This is a genomic window from Enterobacter cloacae complex sp. ECC445 (assembly GCF_021892025.1).
Classification (GTDB): Bacteria; Pseudomonadota; Gammaproteobacteria; order Enterobacterales; family Enterobacteriaceae; genus Enterobacter; species Enterobacter chengduensis.
Genome location: NZ_JAKLRZ010000052.1, coordinates 1 through 18,162, shown reverse-complemented (window position 1 = coordinate 18,162; position 18,162 = coordinate 1). Strand labels below are relative to the sequence as shown.

Here is an 18,162-nt window from a genome sequence, read left to right as displayed (position 1 = left end):
CATGGGTAAAGGATGTTAAAAAGTGTTCACCATGTCCCCGAACACCTGTCTACCATGTCCCCGGACCGTACACCCACGGGGAGAGGGAGAAAAACCACAAGGTTTAGCTAAACCAGCTGCCAAACCAGCCGTGGAATTTCATCATCACGAAATCCCACATCCGGCTGAAGAAGCCGCCCTCTTCCACCGACTCCATCACGATCAGCGGACGCTGTTCAATCGACTTACCGTTGAGCTGGAAATCAATCGTCCCGACCACCTGGCCTTTTTTCAGCGGTGCCGTGAGCTGCGGGTCTGTCAGGGTGTAGCTGGCCTTCAGGTTTTTCAGCTGGCCGCGTGGAATGGTCACGGAACCCGCCTCGCCCGCCCCGAGGTTGACTTCACTCTTGTCACCAAACCAGACGCGCTGGCTGACGAACGTGGCATCCGGCTTAATCGGCGTCACGGTCTCATAGAAGCGGAAGCCCCAGGTCAGCAGCTTTTCCGATTCGTTAAAGCGAATGCGGTCGGTTTTGGTGCCCAGCACCACCGAAATCAGGCGCATATCGCCCTGCGTCGCGGAGGCTACCAGGTTATAACCCGCGCCCGCCGTGGTGCCGGTCTTCATGCCGTCCACGTTAACGTTGCTGCTCCACAGCAGGCGGTTGCGGTTCGGCTGGCGGATTTTGTTGAAGGTAAACTCTTTCTCTTTATGGATGGCGTATTCATCGGGCACGTCGTGGATCAGCGCTTTCCCCAGCAGCGCCATGTCGCGCGCGGTACTGAACTGTCCCGGCGCATCCAGGCCGTGAACCGTTTTGAACGTGGTGTTGGTTAAGCCCAGCTTCTGCGCATAGCCATTCATCAACCCAATGAAAGAATCCTGACTGCCGGCAACGTAATCGGCCAGCGCGATGCACGCATCATTCCCCGACTGAATAATCACCCCTTTATTCAGATCGGAAACGGAAACCTGATCGCCCGGCTTCAGGAACATCACGGAAGAGCCCCGCAGCGCCGGGTTCCCGGTTGCCCAGGCATCCTTCCCGATCGTGACCATATCGTCCAGCTTGATCTTGCCCGCCTTCAGCGCCTGGCCCACCACATAGCTGGTCATGATTTTGGTGAGGCTGGCCGGATCGAGTTTCTCATCCGCATTGCCTTCCGCCAGCACCTTACCGCTGGAATAATCCATCAGGATCCAGGCGCGCGCATCCACAGGCGGCGCTTCGGGCGCAGCCTGCTCAGCTGCGTAGAGCGTTGGTGCAAACAGGAAAAGGAGCGCAGAGCCTGCCGCCAGGCTGCGCAGAGAAGTCATTTTACGCGTCATAAATACCACCCGAGTGTCCATTCAAAAATTACGTCACATCACCGTGTCGCAAGAAGCGATGAGTAATAGCGCACTAAAACGGTTAAAGAAACCCAACGAGGGTAAAGTTATTAAAGTTTATGCAATAACATTCAGATACGCTTTGATTCAGACGATTTTTTTGTCTTCTGTTGCGTAATTGTTAGGTTTATCTCACCATGACGAAAAGCTGACTCGGATTCACATCTCATCGGGAGTAAATATGATTACGCTGTGGGGCAGGAATAATTCGACCAACGTTAAGAAAGTGCTCTGGACGCTGGAAGAGCTGGATTTACCGTTCAATCAGATCATGGCCGGACTGTCGTTTGGCGTGAATAAAGAGGCCGACTACCTGGCCATGAACCCGAACGGCCTGGTGCCGCTGCTGCGCGATGATGAAACAGACGCGACGCTTTGGGAGTCCAACACCATTGTGCGTTATCTTGCCGCCCAGTACGGCCAGGGCCGCCTGTGGGTGGAAAATCCAGCCCGCCGTGCGCAGGGTGATAAATGGATGGACTGGGCAAACCAGACGCTATCTCCGACCCACCGCGTGATCCTGATGGGGCTTATCCGCACGCCGGAAGCCGAACGTGACTATCCCGCCATTCATGCCGCGCAGGATGCCTGCGAGCGTCTGTTTGCCATGATGGATGACGAGCTGGCGAAGCACGCCTGGTTCTCCGGCGAGGCGTTCGGCACGGGCGATATCGCCGTGGCGCCATTCGTCTGGAACCTGACCAACATGGGCCTGAAGTGGACGCCGCGCCCTCACCTTGCGCGCTGGCTAAACCAGTTGAGCGATCGCCCGGCATACCGCAACGTGGTGATGATCCCGGTCACCTGATTACGCGCCGGACGGGCTGACTTTTAACAGCTGCCCGTCCGTCTCGTCGGTCAGAACATATAAATAGCCATCCGGCCCCACCCGCACGTCGCGAATACGCTGGTCCCGGTCGCCCAGAATGCGCCCGTCTTCCGTCACCCTGTTGCCGTCCACGTTCAGAACGATAACGTCCTTCTCCTTCAGCGCGCCGATGAACAGCTTGTTTTTCCACTGCGGGAAGACGTCGCTGTTGTAAAACGCCATGCCGCTGACGGCAGGGGACACTTTCCAGACGAACAGCGGCTTTTCGGTGCCCTCAACGTGCTCGCCTCTGGATTCAGGGATTTTCAACCCGCTGTAGTTGATGCCGTGCGTCGCCAGCGGCCAGCCGTAGTTCTTTCCCTTTTCCGGGATGTTGATCTCGTCCCCGCCGCGCGGGCCGTGCTCGTTCAGCCACAGCGTCTCGCTCCAGGGATTCATCGCCATCCCCTGCGGGTTGCGGATGCCGTAAGACCAGATTTCCGGGCGCGCGCCGGGAGTATTCACAAACGGGTTATCCGACGGGACTTTCCCGTCTTCGGTGAGGCGCACGACTTTACCCTGCAGCTTGTCCAGATCCTGCGCCGTCGGCCGCTGGTTATTCTCGCCGAGGCCAATAAAGAGGTAACCTTTGCCGTCGAACACCAGCCGCCCACCAAAATGGTTCCCGGTCGAGAGTTTCGGCATCTGGCGGAACGCCACCTGGAAACCCTCGATGCGGGTAGCGTCGTCGCTCAGGCGGCCATAGCCCACCGCCGTTCCGGCTTTGCCGTCACTCCCTGCTTCGGCGAAGCTCAGCCAGATGCGGCGCGATTGTTCAAAATCTGGGGCGAGGACCACGTCCAGCAATCCTCCCTGACCGTTTGCCCACACCTTCGGTACGCCGACAATCGGATCGGAGAGCCCTTTTCCGGCCTGCCAGCGCTTAAGCTGGCCGCCCTTCAGGGTCACCAGCAGCCCTTGATTGTCCGGCAGGAACGCCAGGGACCAGGGATGATCGAGCCGGTTTTGCAGCACCTCGACCTTGACCGCCTCTGGCGCAGCAAGCGGCGATACGGGAAATAACAACGCAGGCAGCAAAATCAGCGAGGATCGGTGCATAACGCGCTCCTTTATCGGCATATGGCATAAAGGTTAGCCACTGCAACCGGGCGCGTTACCACTTTTACAAAAGCTTAATCAGAAGGGGGAGTGACCTCCCCCTGGCTCAGTGCTGTTCAAGGGCTTCGTGCTCGTTCAGGCACATGATGCATAGAGAGAGCGTGGTCAGGCAGTTTTCAAGCTTCTCCGCGTTAACGGCGATAAAATTCGGGCAGTCGTGGCGTCCGTTCATCAAACATACCCCAGCGATGGAGAGCACCTCAGAGGCACGGCGCAGCGCAAGCAGCTCGCTTTCGCCGTAATTCGCCCTCAGGATCGGTGCTTTTTCACGCATGAAATTACACAGTTCAAACAGGTTTTCACGCAGATGTTCGCTTTCGCTGACTGACATATACCCTTTTGCCTTCCTCAACTGCAGGTACGCGGCCAGGTCGATTCGGGCGTTGATCAGCTTGTTCAGCAGATCGCGTTTTAGTCTGTCAACGGTCATTCTCTTTCCTCCTCTGTCAGCCATGGTGCATAGTCAGGATAAGTACATTTTTTGTACAGTTTAATGCCTGAGATCAATTTTTATTAACTGATTAACATTATTTACAATGTTACAACGTCAACCCGGCGTATCCGCCTTGCAAAGAGTGTATAAATCCCCCGCGATACGCTGTAAAATCCCGCCCTGATAACTCCATAATTGATGAATTTTTAACCTATGAGCAATGTTACGCACCAGCCGAAAATCGGCTTCGTCTCCCTGGGCTGCCCGAAAAACCTCGTGGATTCCGAACGCATCCTGACCGAACTGCGCACCGAGGGCTATGACGTGGTGCCAAGCTACGACAACGCCGATATGGTGATTGTTAACACCTGCGGGTTTATCGACAGCGCGGTTCAGGAGTCCCTGGAAGCCATCGGTGAAGCCCTGACGGAAAACGGCAAAGTGATTGTTACCGGCTGTCTGGGCGCGAAAGAAGACCAGATCCGCGAAGTGCACCCGAAGGTGCTGGAGATCACCGGCCCGCACAGCTACGAGCAGGTGCTGCAACATGTTCATCACTATGTGCCAAAACCCAAGCACAACCCGTTCCTGAGCCTCGTGCCGGAACAGGGCGTGAAGCTGACGCCGCGCCACTACGCGTACCTGAAAATTTCCGAAGGCTGCAACCATCGCTGCACCTTCTGCATCATCCCGTCCATGCGTGGCGATCTGGTGAGCCGTCCGATTGGCGAAGTGCTGGCAGAAGCCAAACGTCTGGCCGACGCGGGCGTGAAGGAGCTGCTGGTCATCTCCCAGGATACCTCTGCTTACGGCGTGGACGTGAAGCACCGCTCCGGATTCCATAACGGCGAGCCGGTGAAAACCAGCATGGTGGGCCTGTGCGAGCAGCTGTCCAAACTCGGCATCTGGACGCGTCTGCACTACGTCTATCCGTACCCGCACGTTGACGACGTGATCCCGCTGATGGCGGAAGGCAAAATTCTGCCGTACCTCGACATCCCGCTGCAGCACGCCAGCCCGCGTATCCTGAAGCTGATGAAGCGCCCAGGCTCCGTTGACCGTCAGCTGGCGCGCATCAAGCAGTGGCGCGAGATCTGCCCGGAGCTGACCCTGCGTTCAACGTTCATCGTCGGCTTCCCGGGTGAAACCGAAGAAGATTTCCAGATGCTGCTCGACTTCCTGAAGGAAGCGCGTCTGGACCGCGTAGGCTGCTTCAAGTACAGCCCGGTGGAAGGTGCGACCGCCAACGAACTGGCGGATCAGGTGCCGGAAGAGGTGAAAGAAGAGCGCTGGAACCGCTTCATGCAGCTGCAGCAGCAGATCTCCGCCGAGCGCCTGCAGGAGAAAGTGGGCCGCGAGATCATGGTCATCATCGACGAAGTGGACGAAGAAGGTGCGATTGGCCGCAGCATGGCCGATGCCCCTGAAATCGACGGTGCGGTGTACCTGAACGGCGAAACCAACGTTAAGCCGGGCGATATTATTCGCGTGAAGGTTGAAAACGCGGACGAGTATGACCTGTGGGGTAGCCGGGTTTAACCTTCTTCCCCCCTCACCCTAACCCTCTCCCCACTGGGGAGAGGAGATTGCTCGGTGCGGTTTTTCACCCTCGCCCCTTTGGGGAGAGGATCGGGGTGAGGGGCAAGTAAAAGCCTACCCCTTAATCCTCGGATCCAGCGCGTCGCGCAGCCCGTCACCTAACAGGTTAAACGCCAGCACGGTCAGGAAAATCGCCAGACTCGGGAAGATCGCCACGTGCGGCGCAATCACCATATCTGCCCTCGCCTCGTTCAGCATCGCGCCCCACTCCGGCGTTGGCGGCTGCGCGCCCAAACCCAGAAACGACAGGCTGGCCGCCGAGATAATCGACACGCCGATGCGCATGGTGAAATAGACCACGATGGACGACACCGTTCCCGGCAGAATATGGCTGAACAGGATGGTAGCGTCGCTGGCCCCCATGCTGCGGGCGGACTCGATAAAGGTCTGCTGCTTCAGCACCAGCGTGTTGCCGCGCACCAGGCGGGCAAACGCCGGAATCGAAAAGACCGCGACGGCAATGATGACGTTCGCCATGCCGCTGCCCATGATCGCCACCACGGCGATCGCCAGCAGAATGCCGGGAAAAGCAAACAGCACGTCGCAGATGCGCATGATGATGCGGTCCCACCAGCCTTCGTAATACCCGGCAACCAGACCCAGAACGGTCCCGATGGCCGCGCCAATCAGCACCGCGAACACCCCGGCGGCGAGCGAGATTTGCGCCCCCACCAGCACGCGGCTGAAGATATCGCGGCCGAGGGAGTCCACGCCGAACCAGTGCAGCATCGAGGGGCCGTCATTCAGACGGTCGTAATCAAAATAGTTTTCCGCATCAAACGGCGCCACCCACTGCGCCACAATCGCCACCGCAATCAGCAGCACCACGAACAGCCCCGCCGCCATCGCGACCGGCTGACGGCGAAAACGCCGCCAGAATTCAGACCACGGGGTGCGGATATGGTCCGGTTTGAGCCCCGGCATCGCGTTTAACACGGCCTGACGTCGCCAGTTCAACAATCGCATCTTACTTGTACCTGATGGCCGGGTTGATGGCGGCGTAGAGCACGTCAACCACTAAGTTAATAAGAATAAACTCCAGGGAGAACAGCAGAACTTCCGCCTGAATCACCGGGTAGTCGCGCATCTCGACGGAATCGACCAGCAGGCGCCCCAGCCCCGGCCAGTTGAACACCTTTTCCACCACGATCGAGCCGCCCAGCAGGAAGCCAAACTGCAGCCCCATCATCGTCACCACCGGGATCATCGCATTGCGGAACCCGTGCTTGAGAATGACCCACTTCTCGCTGACCCCTTTCGCCCGCGCGGTGCGAATATAGTCTTCGCTCAGCACGTCAACGAACGAGGCGCGGGTAAAGCGTGCCATTACCGCCGAAACGGCAGCCCCCAGGGTCAGGGACGGCAGGATGTAATGCTGCCAGGTATCCGCCCCGACGGTCGGCAGCCAGCCCAGCTCAACGGAGAAGATCTGCATCAGCAGCATCCCCAGCGCGAACGCCGGGAAGGAGATCCCGGTGACCGCCAGCGCCATGCCGAGCTTGTCCGGCCAGCGGTTGCGCCAGACCGCCGCCACAATCCCTGCACCCAGCCCAAACACGACCGCCCAGCTCATGCTGGCAATCGTTAGCCAGAACGTCGGCATAAAGCGGCTGGCAATCTCCTCCGACACCGGACGGCGCGACACCATCGAGATCCCGAAATCGCCCTGCAGAACGTTGCAGATATAATGGATGAACTGCCTATACAGCGGCTGGTCGAGGCCCAGCTGCTTGCGCACCAGCTCAATGACGGTGGCATCCGCTTCCGGCCCTGCAACCAGGCGCGCCGGATCGCCCGGCAGCATGTGGACAAACAAAAACACCAGCACCGCCACAATCAGCAGCGTCGGGATAAGCCCCAGCAGACGTTTACAAACATAATTCAGCATGAGGTTTATTTTAAATCCGCATCGTCAAAGCTAAAGCCGGTGTCCGGCATGATGTAGAACCCGGTCAGCGCTTTGTTATGGGCTGAGACCAGTTTCTCCACCACCAGCGGCACCCACGGCGACTCTTTCCAGATAATGTCCTGCGCGTCCTTGTAGAGGCGCGCTTTCTCTTCCGGTTTGGTGGTTTTCAGGGCATCGGCCAGGTCTTTGTCCACCTGCGGATTGCTATAAAACGCGGTGTTGAACAGGGTTGGCGGCCAGTTCTGCGAGGCGAACAGCGGCGACAGCGCCCAGTCGGCTTCACCGGTCGAGGCCGTCCAGCCGGTGTAGAACATCCGCACGCCGCTCTCTTTCTGCCCTTTTCCCTCCACTTCAGCCGCACGCTGCCCGGCATCCATCGCGGTGACCTGCACCTTGATGCCCACCTGCGCCAGCTGCTGCTGGGTGAACTGCAGCACCTTCTGGGCGGTACTGTGATTATGCGACGACCACAGCGTGGTGCTGAACCCGTTCGGGAAGCCCGCCTCTTTCAGCAGCTCGCGCGCTTTGGCCGGATCGTACGGCCACGGCTGATAGCTCTGGGCATACGCAATCGCCGGCGGCAGCACGCCGGTCGCCGGGGTGGCATAGCCCGCAAAAGCGACCTTCACCAGCGCCTGGCGGTTGATGGCGTAGTTGATAGCTTCACGCACCTTCGGGTTATCAAACGGCTTTTGCGTGACGTTCATGCTGATATAGCGCTGCATGATAGACGGGCTGGCGACCAGCTCCAGCTTGCTGTTTTTCTGCAGAATGGCGGCCTGCTCATACGGGATCGGGAAGGCAAACTGCGCCTCGCCGGTTTGCAGCATCGCCGCGCGGGTGTTGTTGTCCACCACCGGGCGCCAGGTGATGGTGTCCAGCTTCGGCAGCCCCTGCTGCCAGTATCCCGCGAATTTCTTCACCTTTACAAAATCGGTCTGGTTCCAGGTGAGCAGCTCGTACGGGCCGGTACCGACCGGGTGGAAGCCGATCTCCTTGCCGTATTTCTTCAGCGCGGCAGGAGAAATCATCGCCGTTGCCGGATGCGCCAGGATATTGATAAACGCGGAGAACGGCTCTTTCAGGGTAATTTTTACCGTCGCCGGGTCGACCACCTCCGTTTTGGCGATATTTTTATACAGGTTATAGCGCTTGAGGCTATTGTCCGGATTGCTGGCGCGATCGAGGTTAACCTTCACCGCCTCCGCGTTGAAATCGGTCCCGTCCTGGAACTTCACGCCGGTTCTGAGCTTGATGGTATACACCAGCCCGTCGTCGGAGACGGTGTATCCCTCCGCCAGCACATTTTTGAGCTTCATCTCTTTATCCAGGCCGAAAAGGCCCTGATAGAAGGATTTCGCCACCGCCTGCGACAGCGTGTCGTTGGCGTCATACGGATCGAGCGTGGTGAAATTAGAGCCGACGGCCACCACCACGTCTTTGGCAGCGAACGCGGGGGCAGCGGCCAGGGCTGCCGTCACGCTCGCGGCTAACAACCATCTACGCGCTACAAATGTAACCATTGTGTTCTCCTGCCTGTTGTAAGTTATAACCGCGAAAAAGCATTGTCCTGACGCGGAGGCGCGACGAAATGACCCGGACCGACCTCGCGCAACATCACGCGCTCCGCGGCCTCGCCCCGTTTATGAATATTGCCCGGCATTTCATCCTGCAGCAGCACGCGCTGGCCGTGACGATGCGCGGGATCGGCCACCGGGACCGCCGCGATAAGCTTGCGGGTATACGGATGCTGCGGGTTCTCAAACACCGCTCGTCGCGGCCCGATTTCCACGATCTGCCCCATAAACATCACCGCCACGCGATGGCTGATGCGCTCAACCACCGCCATATCGTGCGAGATAAACAGGAAGGCGATCCCCATATCCCGCTGTAAATCCAGTAATAGGTTGATGATCTGCGCGCGGATAGAGACGTCCAGCGCCGAGACGGACTCATCGGCAATCACCACCTTCGGGTTCAGCGCCAGCGCGCGGGCGATGCAGATACGCTGTCGCTGCCCGCCCGAAAACTCGTGCGGATAGCGCCAGGCGTGCTCCGGCTTGAGGCCGACGCGCTCCAGCAGCCAGGCCACGCGACGCTGCGCCGCGTCGCCGTCGAGCAGGTTATGCACCCGCAGCGGCTCCATGATCGAATACCCCACCGTGTGGCGCGGATCGAGGGAGGCATACGGATCCTGAAAAATGAACTGAATATCCCGCAGCACCGCCTGCAGCCTGCTGGCCGGCAGCGTATCAATACGCTCACCGTTAAAGGTAATGCTACCTTCCTGTGATTCCACCAGCCGGAGCAACGCGCGCCCGGTGGTGGATTTACCGCAGCCGGACTCCCCCACCAGCGCCAGCGTTTCGCCCGGCCAGAGATCGAAACTGACGTTTTCCACCGCGTGCACTTCGCGCTTCACGCGGTTCAGTACGCCGCTGCGCAGCGGAAAACGGGTGACCAGATTGCGCACTTCCAGAATGGGCCTGCCCGGCACCACGGTGTCCTGCTCGCGTTCCTCCTCCTGCACTTCTGATGCCTCGAGAGAAATCAGCGGAAAACGACGCGGCAGGTCGCTGCCGTTCATCGCCCCCAGGCGCGGCACCGCCGCCAGCAGCGCTTTGGTGTAAGGATGCACGGGCGCGTGAAATATCTGCTCCACCGGGCCAGTTTCTACCGCGCGGCCCTTGTGCATCACCAGCACCCGATCGGCGATATCGGCCACCACGCCCATATCGTGGGTGATGAAGATCACCCCCATCTCCATCTCCTGCTGCAGCACTTTGATGAGCTGCAGGATCTGCGCCTGAATCGTCACGTCCAGCGCCGTCGTCGGTTCATCGGCAATCAGCACTGCTGGGCGGCACGAGAGCGCCATGGCAATCATCACCCGCTGGCGCATGCCGCCGGAAAGCTGATGCGGATAGCGCCCCAGAATGGCCTGCGCCTCCGGAATGCGCACCAGCTCCAGCATCCGGCGGGCTTCCCTGAGCGCCTCATCGCCGCTCAGCCCCTGATGCAGACGGATGGACTCGGCGATCTGCTCCCCGACCGGAAACACCGGGTTCAGGGAGGTCATCGGCTCCTGGAAGATCATCGCAATATCCGCCCCGCGAACGCCCTGCATCTGCGAGCCGCTGAGCTCATTTAAATCAATAACATCACGGTTACGGCGGCGCAGGAGCATTTTCTCGCTGCTGATTTGCCCACCCGTCTGTTCCAGCAGGCGCATCAGCGCCAGCGCGGTGACCGATTTCCCGGAGCCGGACTCGCCAACAATCGCCAGCGTCTCGCCGCGCCTGAGCGTAAACGATAAATTCTCTACTGCGGGGATGAACTGCCGCTCTTCCTGAAACGCAATATTCAGCTGATGGACAGCCAGCACTTCGCGGGTGTCCAGTTCTTCACTGTGCGGCACGCGCGGCCCCCTTATTCACGATAAATGCCCGTGCTCGGCTCGTCACCGGCATAACCCCAGGCGCGATACATGCCTTCGCTGTTGAACGGCAGGGCCACGTTGCCCTCACGATCCACCGCAATGAGCCCGCCGACGCCGCCCAGCGCGGGCAGTTTCTCCATCACCACGCGCTCGCAGGCCTCGCTCAGGCTTAATCCGCCGTAATCCATCAGCGCGGTGATGTCGTACGCCGCAAGCGCGCGAATAAACACTTCTCCGGTGCCGGTACACGACACCGCCGCCGTGGCGTTATTGGCGTAGCAGCCCGCGCCCGGCAGCGGGCTGTCGCCGACGCGTCCGGGCAGCTTGTTGGTCATGCCGCCCGTGGAGGTCGCCGCCGCGAGGTTGCCGGCCTTATCGAGCGCCACCGCGCCCACCGTGCCCATTTTGGTGGTTTCATCCAGCGGCGCAGCATGGTCAAGCTGCGTCATGCCCGCGGAGCGGGCTTCCAGCAGCTGCTGATAGCGCGCCTCGGTGGAAAACAGATCCGGCGATACCGGTTCCATCCCGTGTTCGAACGCAAACGCCTCCGCCCCGGTGCCCGTGAGCAGCACGTGCGGGCTCGACTCCATCACCAGACGCGCCGCCAGCACCGGATTGCGCAGACGGCTCACGCCCGCCACGGCCCCCGCTTTCAGGGTGATGCCGTCCATCACGCAGGCATCCAGCTCGTGGGTTTCATCCCGGGTAAAGACTGAACCGATGCCAGCATTAAAGAGCGGACACTCCTCCAGCAGACGCACCGCCTCGGTGACCACATCCAGCGCGCTCTCGCCCGCTTCCAGCATTTTTTGGCCCGTTTCCACAATGGCGTACAGCGCGTCGATATAGCGCTTTTCCTGCTCGGGACCGAGCTGGGCTCGGGCGATCGCCCCGGCGCCACCATGAATTGCGATTACCGCGTTAACCATTCGCATCACCCGTTAGCCTGATTGGCGGCTTTTTCTATAAATATCATTATCGTCGATGAAACTTCAGATGATTTTTGAATATAGAAAGACGCAACTGTGATGTAAAGCGTACACCCATCGGGTCATACAGTTAGCCGCACTTTTCTGCCATAATGGACGCTTTCGTTGTTACTCCGCAGGAGCCCACCATGGATTTTACCGCCGGACTGATGCCGCTTGAGACGGCACTCACGCAGATGCTTGACCGAATTTCCCCGCTGCATGACGTTGAGACGCTGCCCCTCGTGCGCTGCTTTGGCCGTATTGCCGCACGCGATATCGTCTCTCCGCTTAACGTGCCGGGGTTTGATAATTCCGCGATGGACGGTTACGCGGTGCGCCTGACGGATCTCCAGGCGGGCAATGCCCTGCTGGTGGCCGGTAAAGCCTTTGCCGGCCAGCCGTTTAGCGGTGAATGGCCTGCGGGCACCTGCGTGCGCATCATGACCGGCGCGCCGGTTCCGGCGGGCTGCGATGCCGTGGTGATGCAGGAAGAGACCGAGCAAACCGACGGCGGCGTGCGTTTTATCGCCAGCGTCAAAGCGGGCCGGAACATCCGCCGCACGGGCGAAGACATCACCCTTGGCGCGACGATCTTTGCCGCCGGGCAGAAGCTGACGGTGGCGGAACTGCCGGTGCTGGCCTCGCTCGGCATCGCGGACGTCGACGTTATCCGAAAAGTGCGCGTCGCCATTTTCTCCACCGGCGACGAGCTGCAGCTTCCCGGCCAGCCGCTGCAGGACGGCCAGATTTACGACACCAACCGCCTGGCAGTCCATCTGATGCTGGAGCAGCTGGGCTGCGAGGTCATTAACCTCGGGATTATTCCAGACGATCCGGAAAAACTGCGCGCGGCGTTTATCGAGGCGGATAAATCCGCCGACGTGGTCATCAGCTCCGGCGGCGTCTCCGTGGGCGAAGCGGATTACACCAAAACCCTGCTTGAAGAGCTGGGCGAAATCGCCTTCTGGAAGCTGGCCATCAAGCCGGGCAAGCCGTTCGCCTTTGGCAAGCTCCCGCACGGCTGGTTCTGCGGCCTGCCGGGTAACCCCGTGTCGGCGGCGCTCACCTTCTACCAGCTGGTGATCCCGCTGCTGGCGAAGCTTTCCGGCAACACCGCCAGCCCGCTGCCGGAACGCCTGCGCGTGCGTGCCGCCACGCGCCTGAAGAAATCGCCGGGCCGCCTCGATTTCCAGCGCGGCATTCTGGCACGCAGCGCGGACGGAGAGCTGGAAGTGAGCACCACCGGGCACCAGGGTTCGCACATTTTCAGCTCCTTCAGCCAGGGCAACTGCTTTATCGTGCTGGAGCGCGAACGCGGCAACGTGGAGGCGGGCGAATGGGTTGAGGTCGAGCGCTTTAACCACCTGTTCGGAGGCTGACATGACGGTGGAGCTGAGCGACCCGGAGATGCTGCGCTACAACCGCCAGATCGTGCTGCGCGGGTTTGATTTCGAGGGCCAGGAGGCGCTCAAGGCGGCCAATGTACTGGTCGTCGGGCTCGGCGGTCTGGGCTGCGCCGCCGCGCAGTACCTTGCCGCGGCGGGCGTGGGTAGAATGACGCTGCTGGATTTTGATACCGTATCGGTGTCTAACCTGCAGCGCCAGACGCTGCACGGCGATGCGACCATTGGCCAGCCGAAAGTGGAATCCGCCAGGGCCGCGCTGGCGCGCATCAACCCCCACGTTCAGTTCACCCTGATTGACGCGATGCTGGATGACGAGGCGCTGTCGGCGCAGATTGCGCAGCACGATCTGGTGCTGGACTGCACCGATAACGTCGCCGTCCGCAACCAGCTCAACGCGGGCTGTTTTGCCCACAAAACCCCGCTGGTTTCCGGCGCGGCAATCCGCATGGAGGGGCAAATCAGCGTCTTCACCTACTCGGAAGGAGAACCCTGCTACCGCTGCCTGAGCCGCCTGTTCGGCGAAAATGCGCTGACCTGCGTTGAGGCGGGCGTGATGGCGCCGCTCGTCGGCGTGATTGGCTCATTGCAGGCAATGGAAGCGATCAAAGTGCTGGCGCACTACGGCACGCCCGCAGCGGGGAAAATCGTGATGTACGACGCGATGACCTGCCAGTTCCGCGAGATGAAGCTGATGCGCAACCCGGGGTGTGAGGTGTGCGGAGGTTAAAGCAAACGACAACCTGAAGGTTGTCGTTTTAGCGTTTGTTCCCTCTCCCTATGGGAGAGGGTTGGGGTGAGGGCATCAGGCCGCACCCGTCAGATCGACGTCCGTCCAAACGCCCCCTGCCAGTCCTGCTCAAACTTCACTATCGCTGCGTCTACCGCAGGAGAGGTAATGAACTGCTGCGCCACGTCCAGCGGCAGCGTAATGGACTCGCATCCTGCCAGCAGGCAGTCCAGCGCCTGACGCGGGGTTTTAAAGCTCGCCGCCAGCACTTTTGACTGCGGAGCGTGCAGCGTCAGCAGCTGCTGCAGTTCAACCACGGTCTGGATCCCGTCCCCGCCCTGCGCGTCCACGCGGTTCACGTAAGGTGCGACATATTCCGCCCCTGCCAGCGCGGAGAGCATCCCCTGCGCGGCGCCGTACACCGCCGTACCCAGCGTCGGGATCCCTTCAGCCTTCAGCATCTTGATCGCCGCCAGCCCTTCGGCAGTCACCGGCACTTTCACCACCAGATCGTTAATGATGGCGCGCAGACTGCGCGCGTCTTCCACCATCCCTTCGGCGGTGGTCGCCATCACCTGGGCGAACAGACGGCCTTTACCGCCCAGCGCGTCGTGCAGCGCGGGCAGCAGCTCGTCCAGCGGCGTTTTACCTGCCGCCACGATGCTTGGGTTAGTAGTTACGCCCGCCAACGGGAAGATACGCGCCAGCTTTTTGACTGCCGCAACGTCAGATGTGTCGAGATAAAGTTCCATGATGTCACCCTCAAAATTAGCCTGCACTTAAGCTATCACAGGAAAACCTGCTCAGGAGTTGACCTGCATCAAGATAACTTTCATTCGAAAGTCATTTAATCTTCGTATGCAATATGAGAGGCGAAAACATGATCTTCAATATTCAGCGTTACTCTACCCACGATGGCCCCGGTATTCGTACCGTGGTGTTCCTGAAAGGCTGCTCGCTGGGCTGTCGCTGGTGCCAGAACCCCGAAAGCCGCTCCCGCAGCCGGGACGTGCTGTTTGATGCGCGCCTGTGCCTTGACGGCTGCGACCTGTGCCAGCAGGCGGCGCCGGGCTGTATCGAACGCGCGCTGAATGGCCTCGTCATCCACCGTGAAAAGCTGAATGAAGAGACGCTTAATGCCCTCACCGACTGCTGCCCGACGCAGGCGCTCACCGTGTGCGGTGAAGAGAAGCAGGTGGAAGAGATTATGGCAACCGTGCTGCGCGACAAGCCCTTTTACGACCGCAGCGGCGGCGGCATCACGCTTTCCGGCGGCGAGCCGTTTATGAACCCGGATTTGGCCCACGCGCTGTTTAAAGCCAGCCATGAACAGGGGATCCACACCGCCGTTGAAACGTGTCTTCACGTGCCGTGGCACTATATCGAGCCTTCATTACCGTACGTTGACCTGTTCCTCGCCGACCTGAAGCACGTCGATCCTGAGGTGTTCAAGCAGTGGACGGACGGCTCGGCGAAACGGATCCTCGATAATCTCAAACGCCTGGCCGCTGCCGGGAAAAAGATCACCATCCGCGTGCCGCTGATCCAGGGCTTTAACGCTGACGAAGCGTCCATAGCCGCCATGACCAACTTCGCCGCTGACGAGCTCGGCGTCGACGATATTCATTTTCTGCCGTATCACACGCTGGGCATGAACAAATACACCCTGCTCGGCCAACCCTACTCTGCCCCTGACAAACCGCTGGATAACCCTGCCCTGCTGGACTTCGCGCAGCAGTACGCCTGCCAGAAAGGGTTAACCGCGACCTTACGAGGATAAACTTATGACAACCCTGAATCTTAACACCCTCAGCGAGCGCATTAAGGCGCACAAAACCGCGCTGGTCCATATCGTTAAGCCGCCGGTCTGCACCGAGCGCGCGCAGCATTACACCGAAATGTACCAGCAGCACATGGACAAGCCCATCCCGGTGCGTCGCGCCCTGGCGCTGGCGCATCACCTGGCTGAGCGTACCATCTGGATCAAGCACGACGAGCTGATTATCGGTAACCAGGCAAGCGAAGTCCGCGCCGCGCCGATCTTCCCGGAATACACCGTCTCCTGGATTGAGAAAGAGATCGACGATCTGGCGGACCGTCCGGGCGCGGGCTTTGCGGTGAGCGAAGAGAACAAGCGCGTCCTGCATGAAATCTGCCCGTGGTGGCGCGGCCAGACGGTGCAGGATCGCTGCTACGGCATGTTCACCGACGAGCAGAAAGGCCTGCTGGAAACCGGCATTATCAAAGCCGAAGGCAACATGACCTCCGGCGACGCGCACCTGGCGGTCAACTTCCCGCTTGTGCTGGAGAAAGGCCTCGACGGCCTGCGCGCCAAAGTGGCCGAGCGCCGCTCGCGCATCAACCTGACGGTGCTGGAAGACCTGCACGGCGACCAGTTCCTGAAGGCGATTGATATCGTGCTGGAGGCGGTGAGCCTGCACATCAAACGCTTTGCCGATCTGGCGCGCGAGATGGCCTCGACCGAAACCCGCGAAAGCCGTCGCGACGAGCTGCTGGCGATGGCGGAAAACTGTGACGTCATCGCCCACGAGCCGCCAAAAACCTTCTGGCAGGCGCTGCAGCTGTGCTATTTCATTCAGCTGATCCTGCAGATTGAGTCCAACGGCCACTCCGTGTCGTTCGCGCGTATGGACCAGTATCTCTATCCGTTCTACCGCCGCGACGTGGAGCTGAACCAGAGCCTGGACCGCGAACACGCCATCGAGCTGCTGCACAGCTGCTGGCTGAAGCTGCTGGAAGTGAACAAGATCCGCTCCGGCTCGCACTCCAAAGCGTCTGCAGGCAGCCCGCTGTACCAGAACGTCACCATCGGCGGCCAGAAGCTGGTCAACGGTGAGCCAATGGACGCGGTCAACCCGCTCTCCTACGCGATTCTGGAATCCTGCGGTCGCCTGCGCTCCACTCAGCCGAACCTGAGCGTGCGCTACCACGCGGGCATGAGCAACGACTTCCTCGACGCCTGCGTGCAGGTGATCCGCTGCGGCTTCGGCATGCCGGCGTTCAACAACGACGAAATCGTCATCCCGGAATTCATCAAGCTCGGCGTCGAAAAAGAGGACGCCTACGACTACGCGGCCATCGGCTGCATCGAAACCGCCGTGGGCGGCAAGTGGGGCTATCGCTGCACCGGCATGAGCTTTATCAACTTCGCCCGCGTGATGCTGGCGGCGCTGGAAGGCGGCCGCGACGCCACCAGCGGCAAGGTGTTCCTGCCGCAGGAGAAAGCGCTTTCTGCCGGTAACTTCGATAACTTCGAGGAGGTCATGGCGGCGTGGGATAGCCAGATCCGCTACTACACCCGTAAATCCATCGAGATTGAATACGTGGTAGACACCATGCTGGAAGAGAACGTCCACGATATTCTCTGCTCGGCGCTGGTGGACGACTGCATCGAGCGCGCGAAAAGCATCAAGCAGGGCGGCGCGAAGTATGACTGGGTCTCCGGCCTGCAGGTGGGTATCGCCAATCTCGGCAACAGCCTGGCGGCGGTGAAGAAGCTGGTGTTTGAACAGGGCGTCATCGGCCAGCAGCAGCTGGCGGCGGCACTGGCGGATGATTTCGACGGCCTGACCCACGAGCAGCTGCGCCAGCGTCTGATCAACGGCGCGCCGAAGTACGGCAACGACGACGACAGCGTCGATATGCTGCTGACCCGTGCCTATCAGACCTACATTGAAGAGCTGAAGCAGTACCACAACCCGCGCTACGGCCGTGGTCCGATTGGCGGCAACTACTACGCGGGCACGTCGTCCATCTCCGCAAACGTGCCGTTTGGCGCGGCGACGATGGCGACGCCGGACGGTCGTAAGGCGCATACCCCGCTGGCGGAAGGGGCCAGCCCGGCGTCCGGTACCGACCACCTCGGCCCGACGGCGGTGATCGGCTCCGTGGGCAAGCTGCCGACGGAAGCGATTTTGGGCGGCGTGCTGCTGAACCAGAAGCTGAACCCGTCGACGCTGGAGAACGACAGCGATCGCCAGAAGCTGATGGTGCTGCTGCGCACCTTCTTCGAGGTGCATAAAGGCTGGCATATTCAGTACAACATCGTCTCGCGCGAAACGCTGCTGGAAGCGAAGAAACACCCGGACCAGTACCGCGATTTGGTGGTGCGCGTGGCGGGCTACTCGGCGTTCTTCACCGCCCTGTCGCCGGATGCGCAGGACGATATTATTGCGCGTACCGAGCATACGCTGTAACGGTGTATCCCCTAAGGGGAAATGCGCACGCTGATGCCCTTGTATGTTTAAAGTCACTTCAGTTACCCGTCAACAGACGGGTAAACTGTCACTGAGTTTGACCTG

15 protein-coding genes are annotated in these 18,162 nt (G+C 60.2%); 6 read left to right on the top strand and 9 right to left on the bottom strand.

What is annotated here, in order from left to right:
* Positions 1–103: 103 nt before the first annotated feature.
* A complete protein-coding gene (dacC, locus tag L6R44_RS24640; protein ID WP_237425677.1) occupies positions 104–1,309 on the bottom strand; it encodes a serine-type D-Ala-D-Ala carboxypeptidase in 1,206 nt (401 codons plus the stop codon).
* A gap of 241 nt (positions 1,310–1,550) precedes the next feature.
* On the opposite strand from dacC, the gene L6R44_RS24635 reads away from it, so the two are divergent.
* Positions 1,551–2,177, top strand: coding sequence for a glutathione S-transferase family protein (locus L6R44_RS24635; RefSeq protein ID WP_045890483.1), 627 nt, complete (start codon positions 1,551–1,553; stop codon positions 2,175–2,177).
* Here L6R44_RS24635 and L6R44_RS24630 read toward each other — a convergent pair whose 3' ends face one another.
* Entirely contained in the window at positions 2,178–3,296 is a 1,119-nt protein-coding gene (locus tag L6R44_RS24630) for a PQQ-dependent sugar dehydrogenase (RefSeq protein WP_237425676.1), read from the bottom strand.
* Positions 3,297–3,402: 106 nt separating this feature from the next.
* Entirely contained in the window at positions 3,403–3,786 is a 384-nt protein-coding gene (gene bssR / locus L6R44_RS24625) for a biofilm formation regulator BssR (RefSeq protein WP_237425675.1), read from the bottom strand.
* Between the two features lie 216 nt (positions 3,787–4,002).
* Between bssR and rimO the strand changes: the two genes are divergently transcribed.
* Positions 4,003–5,328, top strand: a complete 1,326-nt coding sequence (gene rimO / locus L6R44_RS24620; protein ID WP_032639113.1) for a 30S ribosomal protein S12 methylthiotransferase RimO — start codon at positions 4,003–4,005, stop codon at positions 5,326–5,328.
* Between the two features lie 114 nt (positions 5,329–5,442).
* Here rimO and gsiD read toward each other — a convergent pair whose 3' ends face one another.
* From gsiD to iaaA, 5 genes are read right to left on the bottom strand one after another with little or no spacing between them, the layout of a single operon-like run.
* Entirely contained in the window at positions 5,443–6,354 is a 912-nt protein-coding gene (gene gsiD / locus L6R44_RS24615) for a glutathione ABC transporter permease GsiD (RefSeq protein ID WP_237425674.1), read from the bottom strand.
* A 1-nt stretch (position 6,355) separates the two neighbouring features.
* Positions 6,356–7,276 carry a glutathione ABC transporter permease GsiC gene (gene gsiC / locus L6R44_RS24610; protein ID WP_237425673.1) on the bottom strand — a complete coding sequence of 307 codons (921 nt, stop codon included), beginning with the start codon at positions 7,274–7,276 and terminating at the stop codon, positions 6,356–6,358.
* 5 nt (positions 7,277–7,281) lie between these two features.
* Positions 7,282–8,820, bottom strand: a complete 1,539-nt coding sequence (gsiB, locus tag L6R44_RS24605; protein WP_237425672.1) for a glutathione ABC transporter substrate-binding protein GsiB — start codon at positions 8,818–8,820, stop codon at positions 7,282–7,284.
* Between the two features lie 23 nt (positions 8,821–8,843).
* On the bottom strand, positions 8,844–10,715 hold the full coding sequence (gene gsiA, locus L6R44_RS24600; protein ID WP_237425671.1) for a glutathione ABC transporter ATP-binding protein GsiA: 1,872 nt from the start codon (positions 10,713–10,715) through the stop codon (positions 8,844–8,846).
* Between the two features lie 11 nt (positions 10,716–10,726).
* Positions 10,727–11,665, bottom strand: coding sequence for a beta-aspartyl-peptidase (gene iaaA, locus L6R44_RS24595; RefSeq protein WP_237425670.1), 939 nt, complete (start codon positions 11,663–11,665; stop codon positions 10,727–10,729).
* Between the two features lie 188 nt (positions 11,666–11,853).
* Between iaaA and moeA the strand changes: the two genes are divergently transcribed.
* Positions 11,854–13,086: a molybdopterin molybdotransferase MoeA gene (moeA, locus tag L6R44_RS24590; RefSeq protein ID WP_237425669.1), complete on the top strand. Its 1,233-nt coding sequence runs from the start codon at positions 11,854–11,856 to the stop codon at positions 13,084–13,086.
* A gap of 1 nt (position 13,087) precedes the next feature.
* Entirely contained in the window at positions 13,088–13,840 is a 753-nt protein-coding gene (gene moeB / locus L6R44_RS24585; protein ID WP_237425668.1) for a molybdopterin-synthase adenylyltransferase MoeB, read from the top strand.
* An 89-nt stretch (positions 13,841–13,929) separates the two neighbouring features.
* On the opposite strand, the gene fsa is transcribed toward moeB, so the two are convergent.
* Positions 13,930–14,592: a fructose-6-phosphate aldolase gene (gene fsa, locus L6R44_RS24580; protein WP_237425667.1), complete on the bottom strand. Its 663-nt coding sequence runs from the start codon at positions 14,590–14,592 to the stop codon at positions 13,930–13,932.
* A gap of 128 nt (positions 14,593–14,720) precedes the next feature.
* Between fsa and L6R44_RS24575 the strand changes: the two genes are divergently transcribed.
* Entirely contained in the window at positions 14,721–15,620 is a 900-nt protein-coding gene (locus tag L6R44_RS24575) for a glycyl-radical enzyme activating protein (RefSeq protein ID WP_237425666.1), read from the top strand.
* A 4-nt stretch (positions 15,621–15,624) separates the two neighbouring features.
* Positions 15,625–18,057: a formate C-acetyltransferase/glycerol dehydratase family glycyl radical enzyme gene (locus tag L6R44_RS24570; RefSeq protein ID WP_237425665.1), complete on the top strand. Its 2,433-nt coding sequence runs from the start codon at positions 15,625–15,627 to the stop codon at positions 18,055–18,057.
* Positions 18,058–18,162 lie beyond the last annotated feature (105 nt).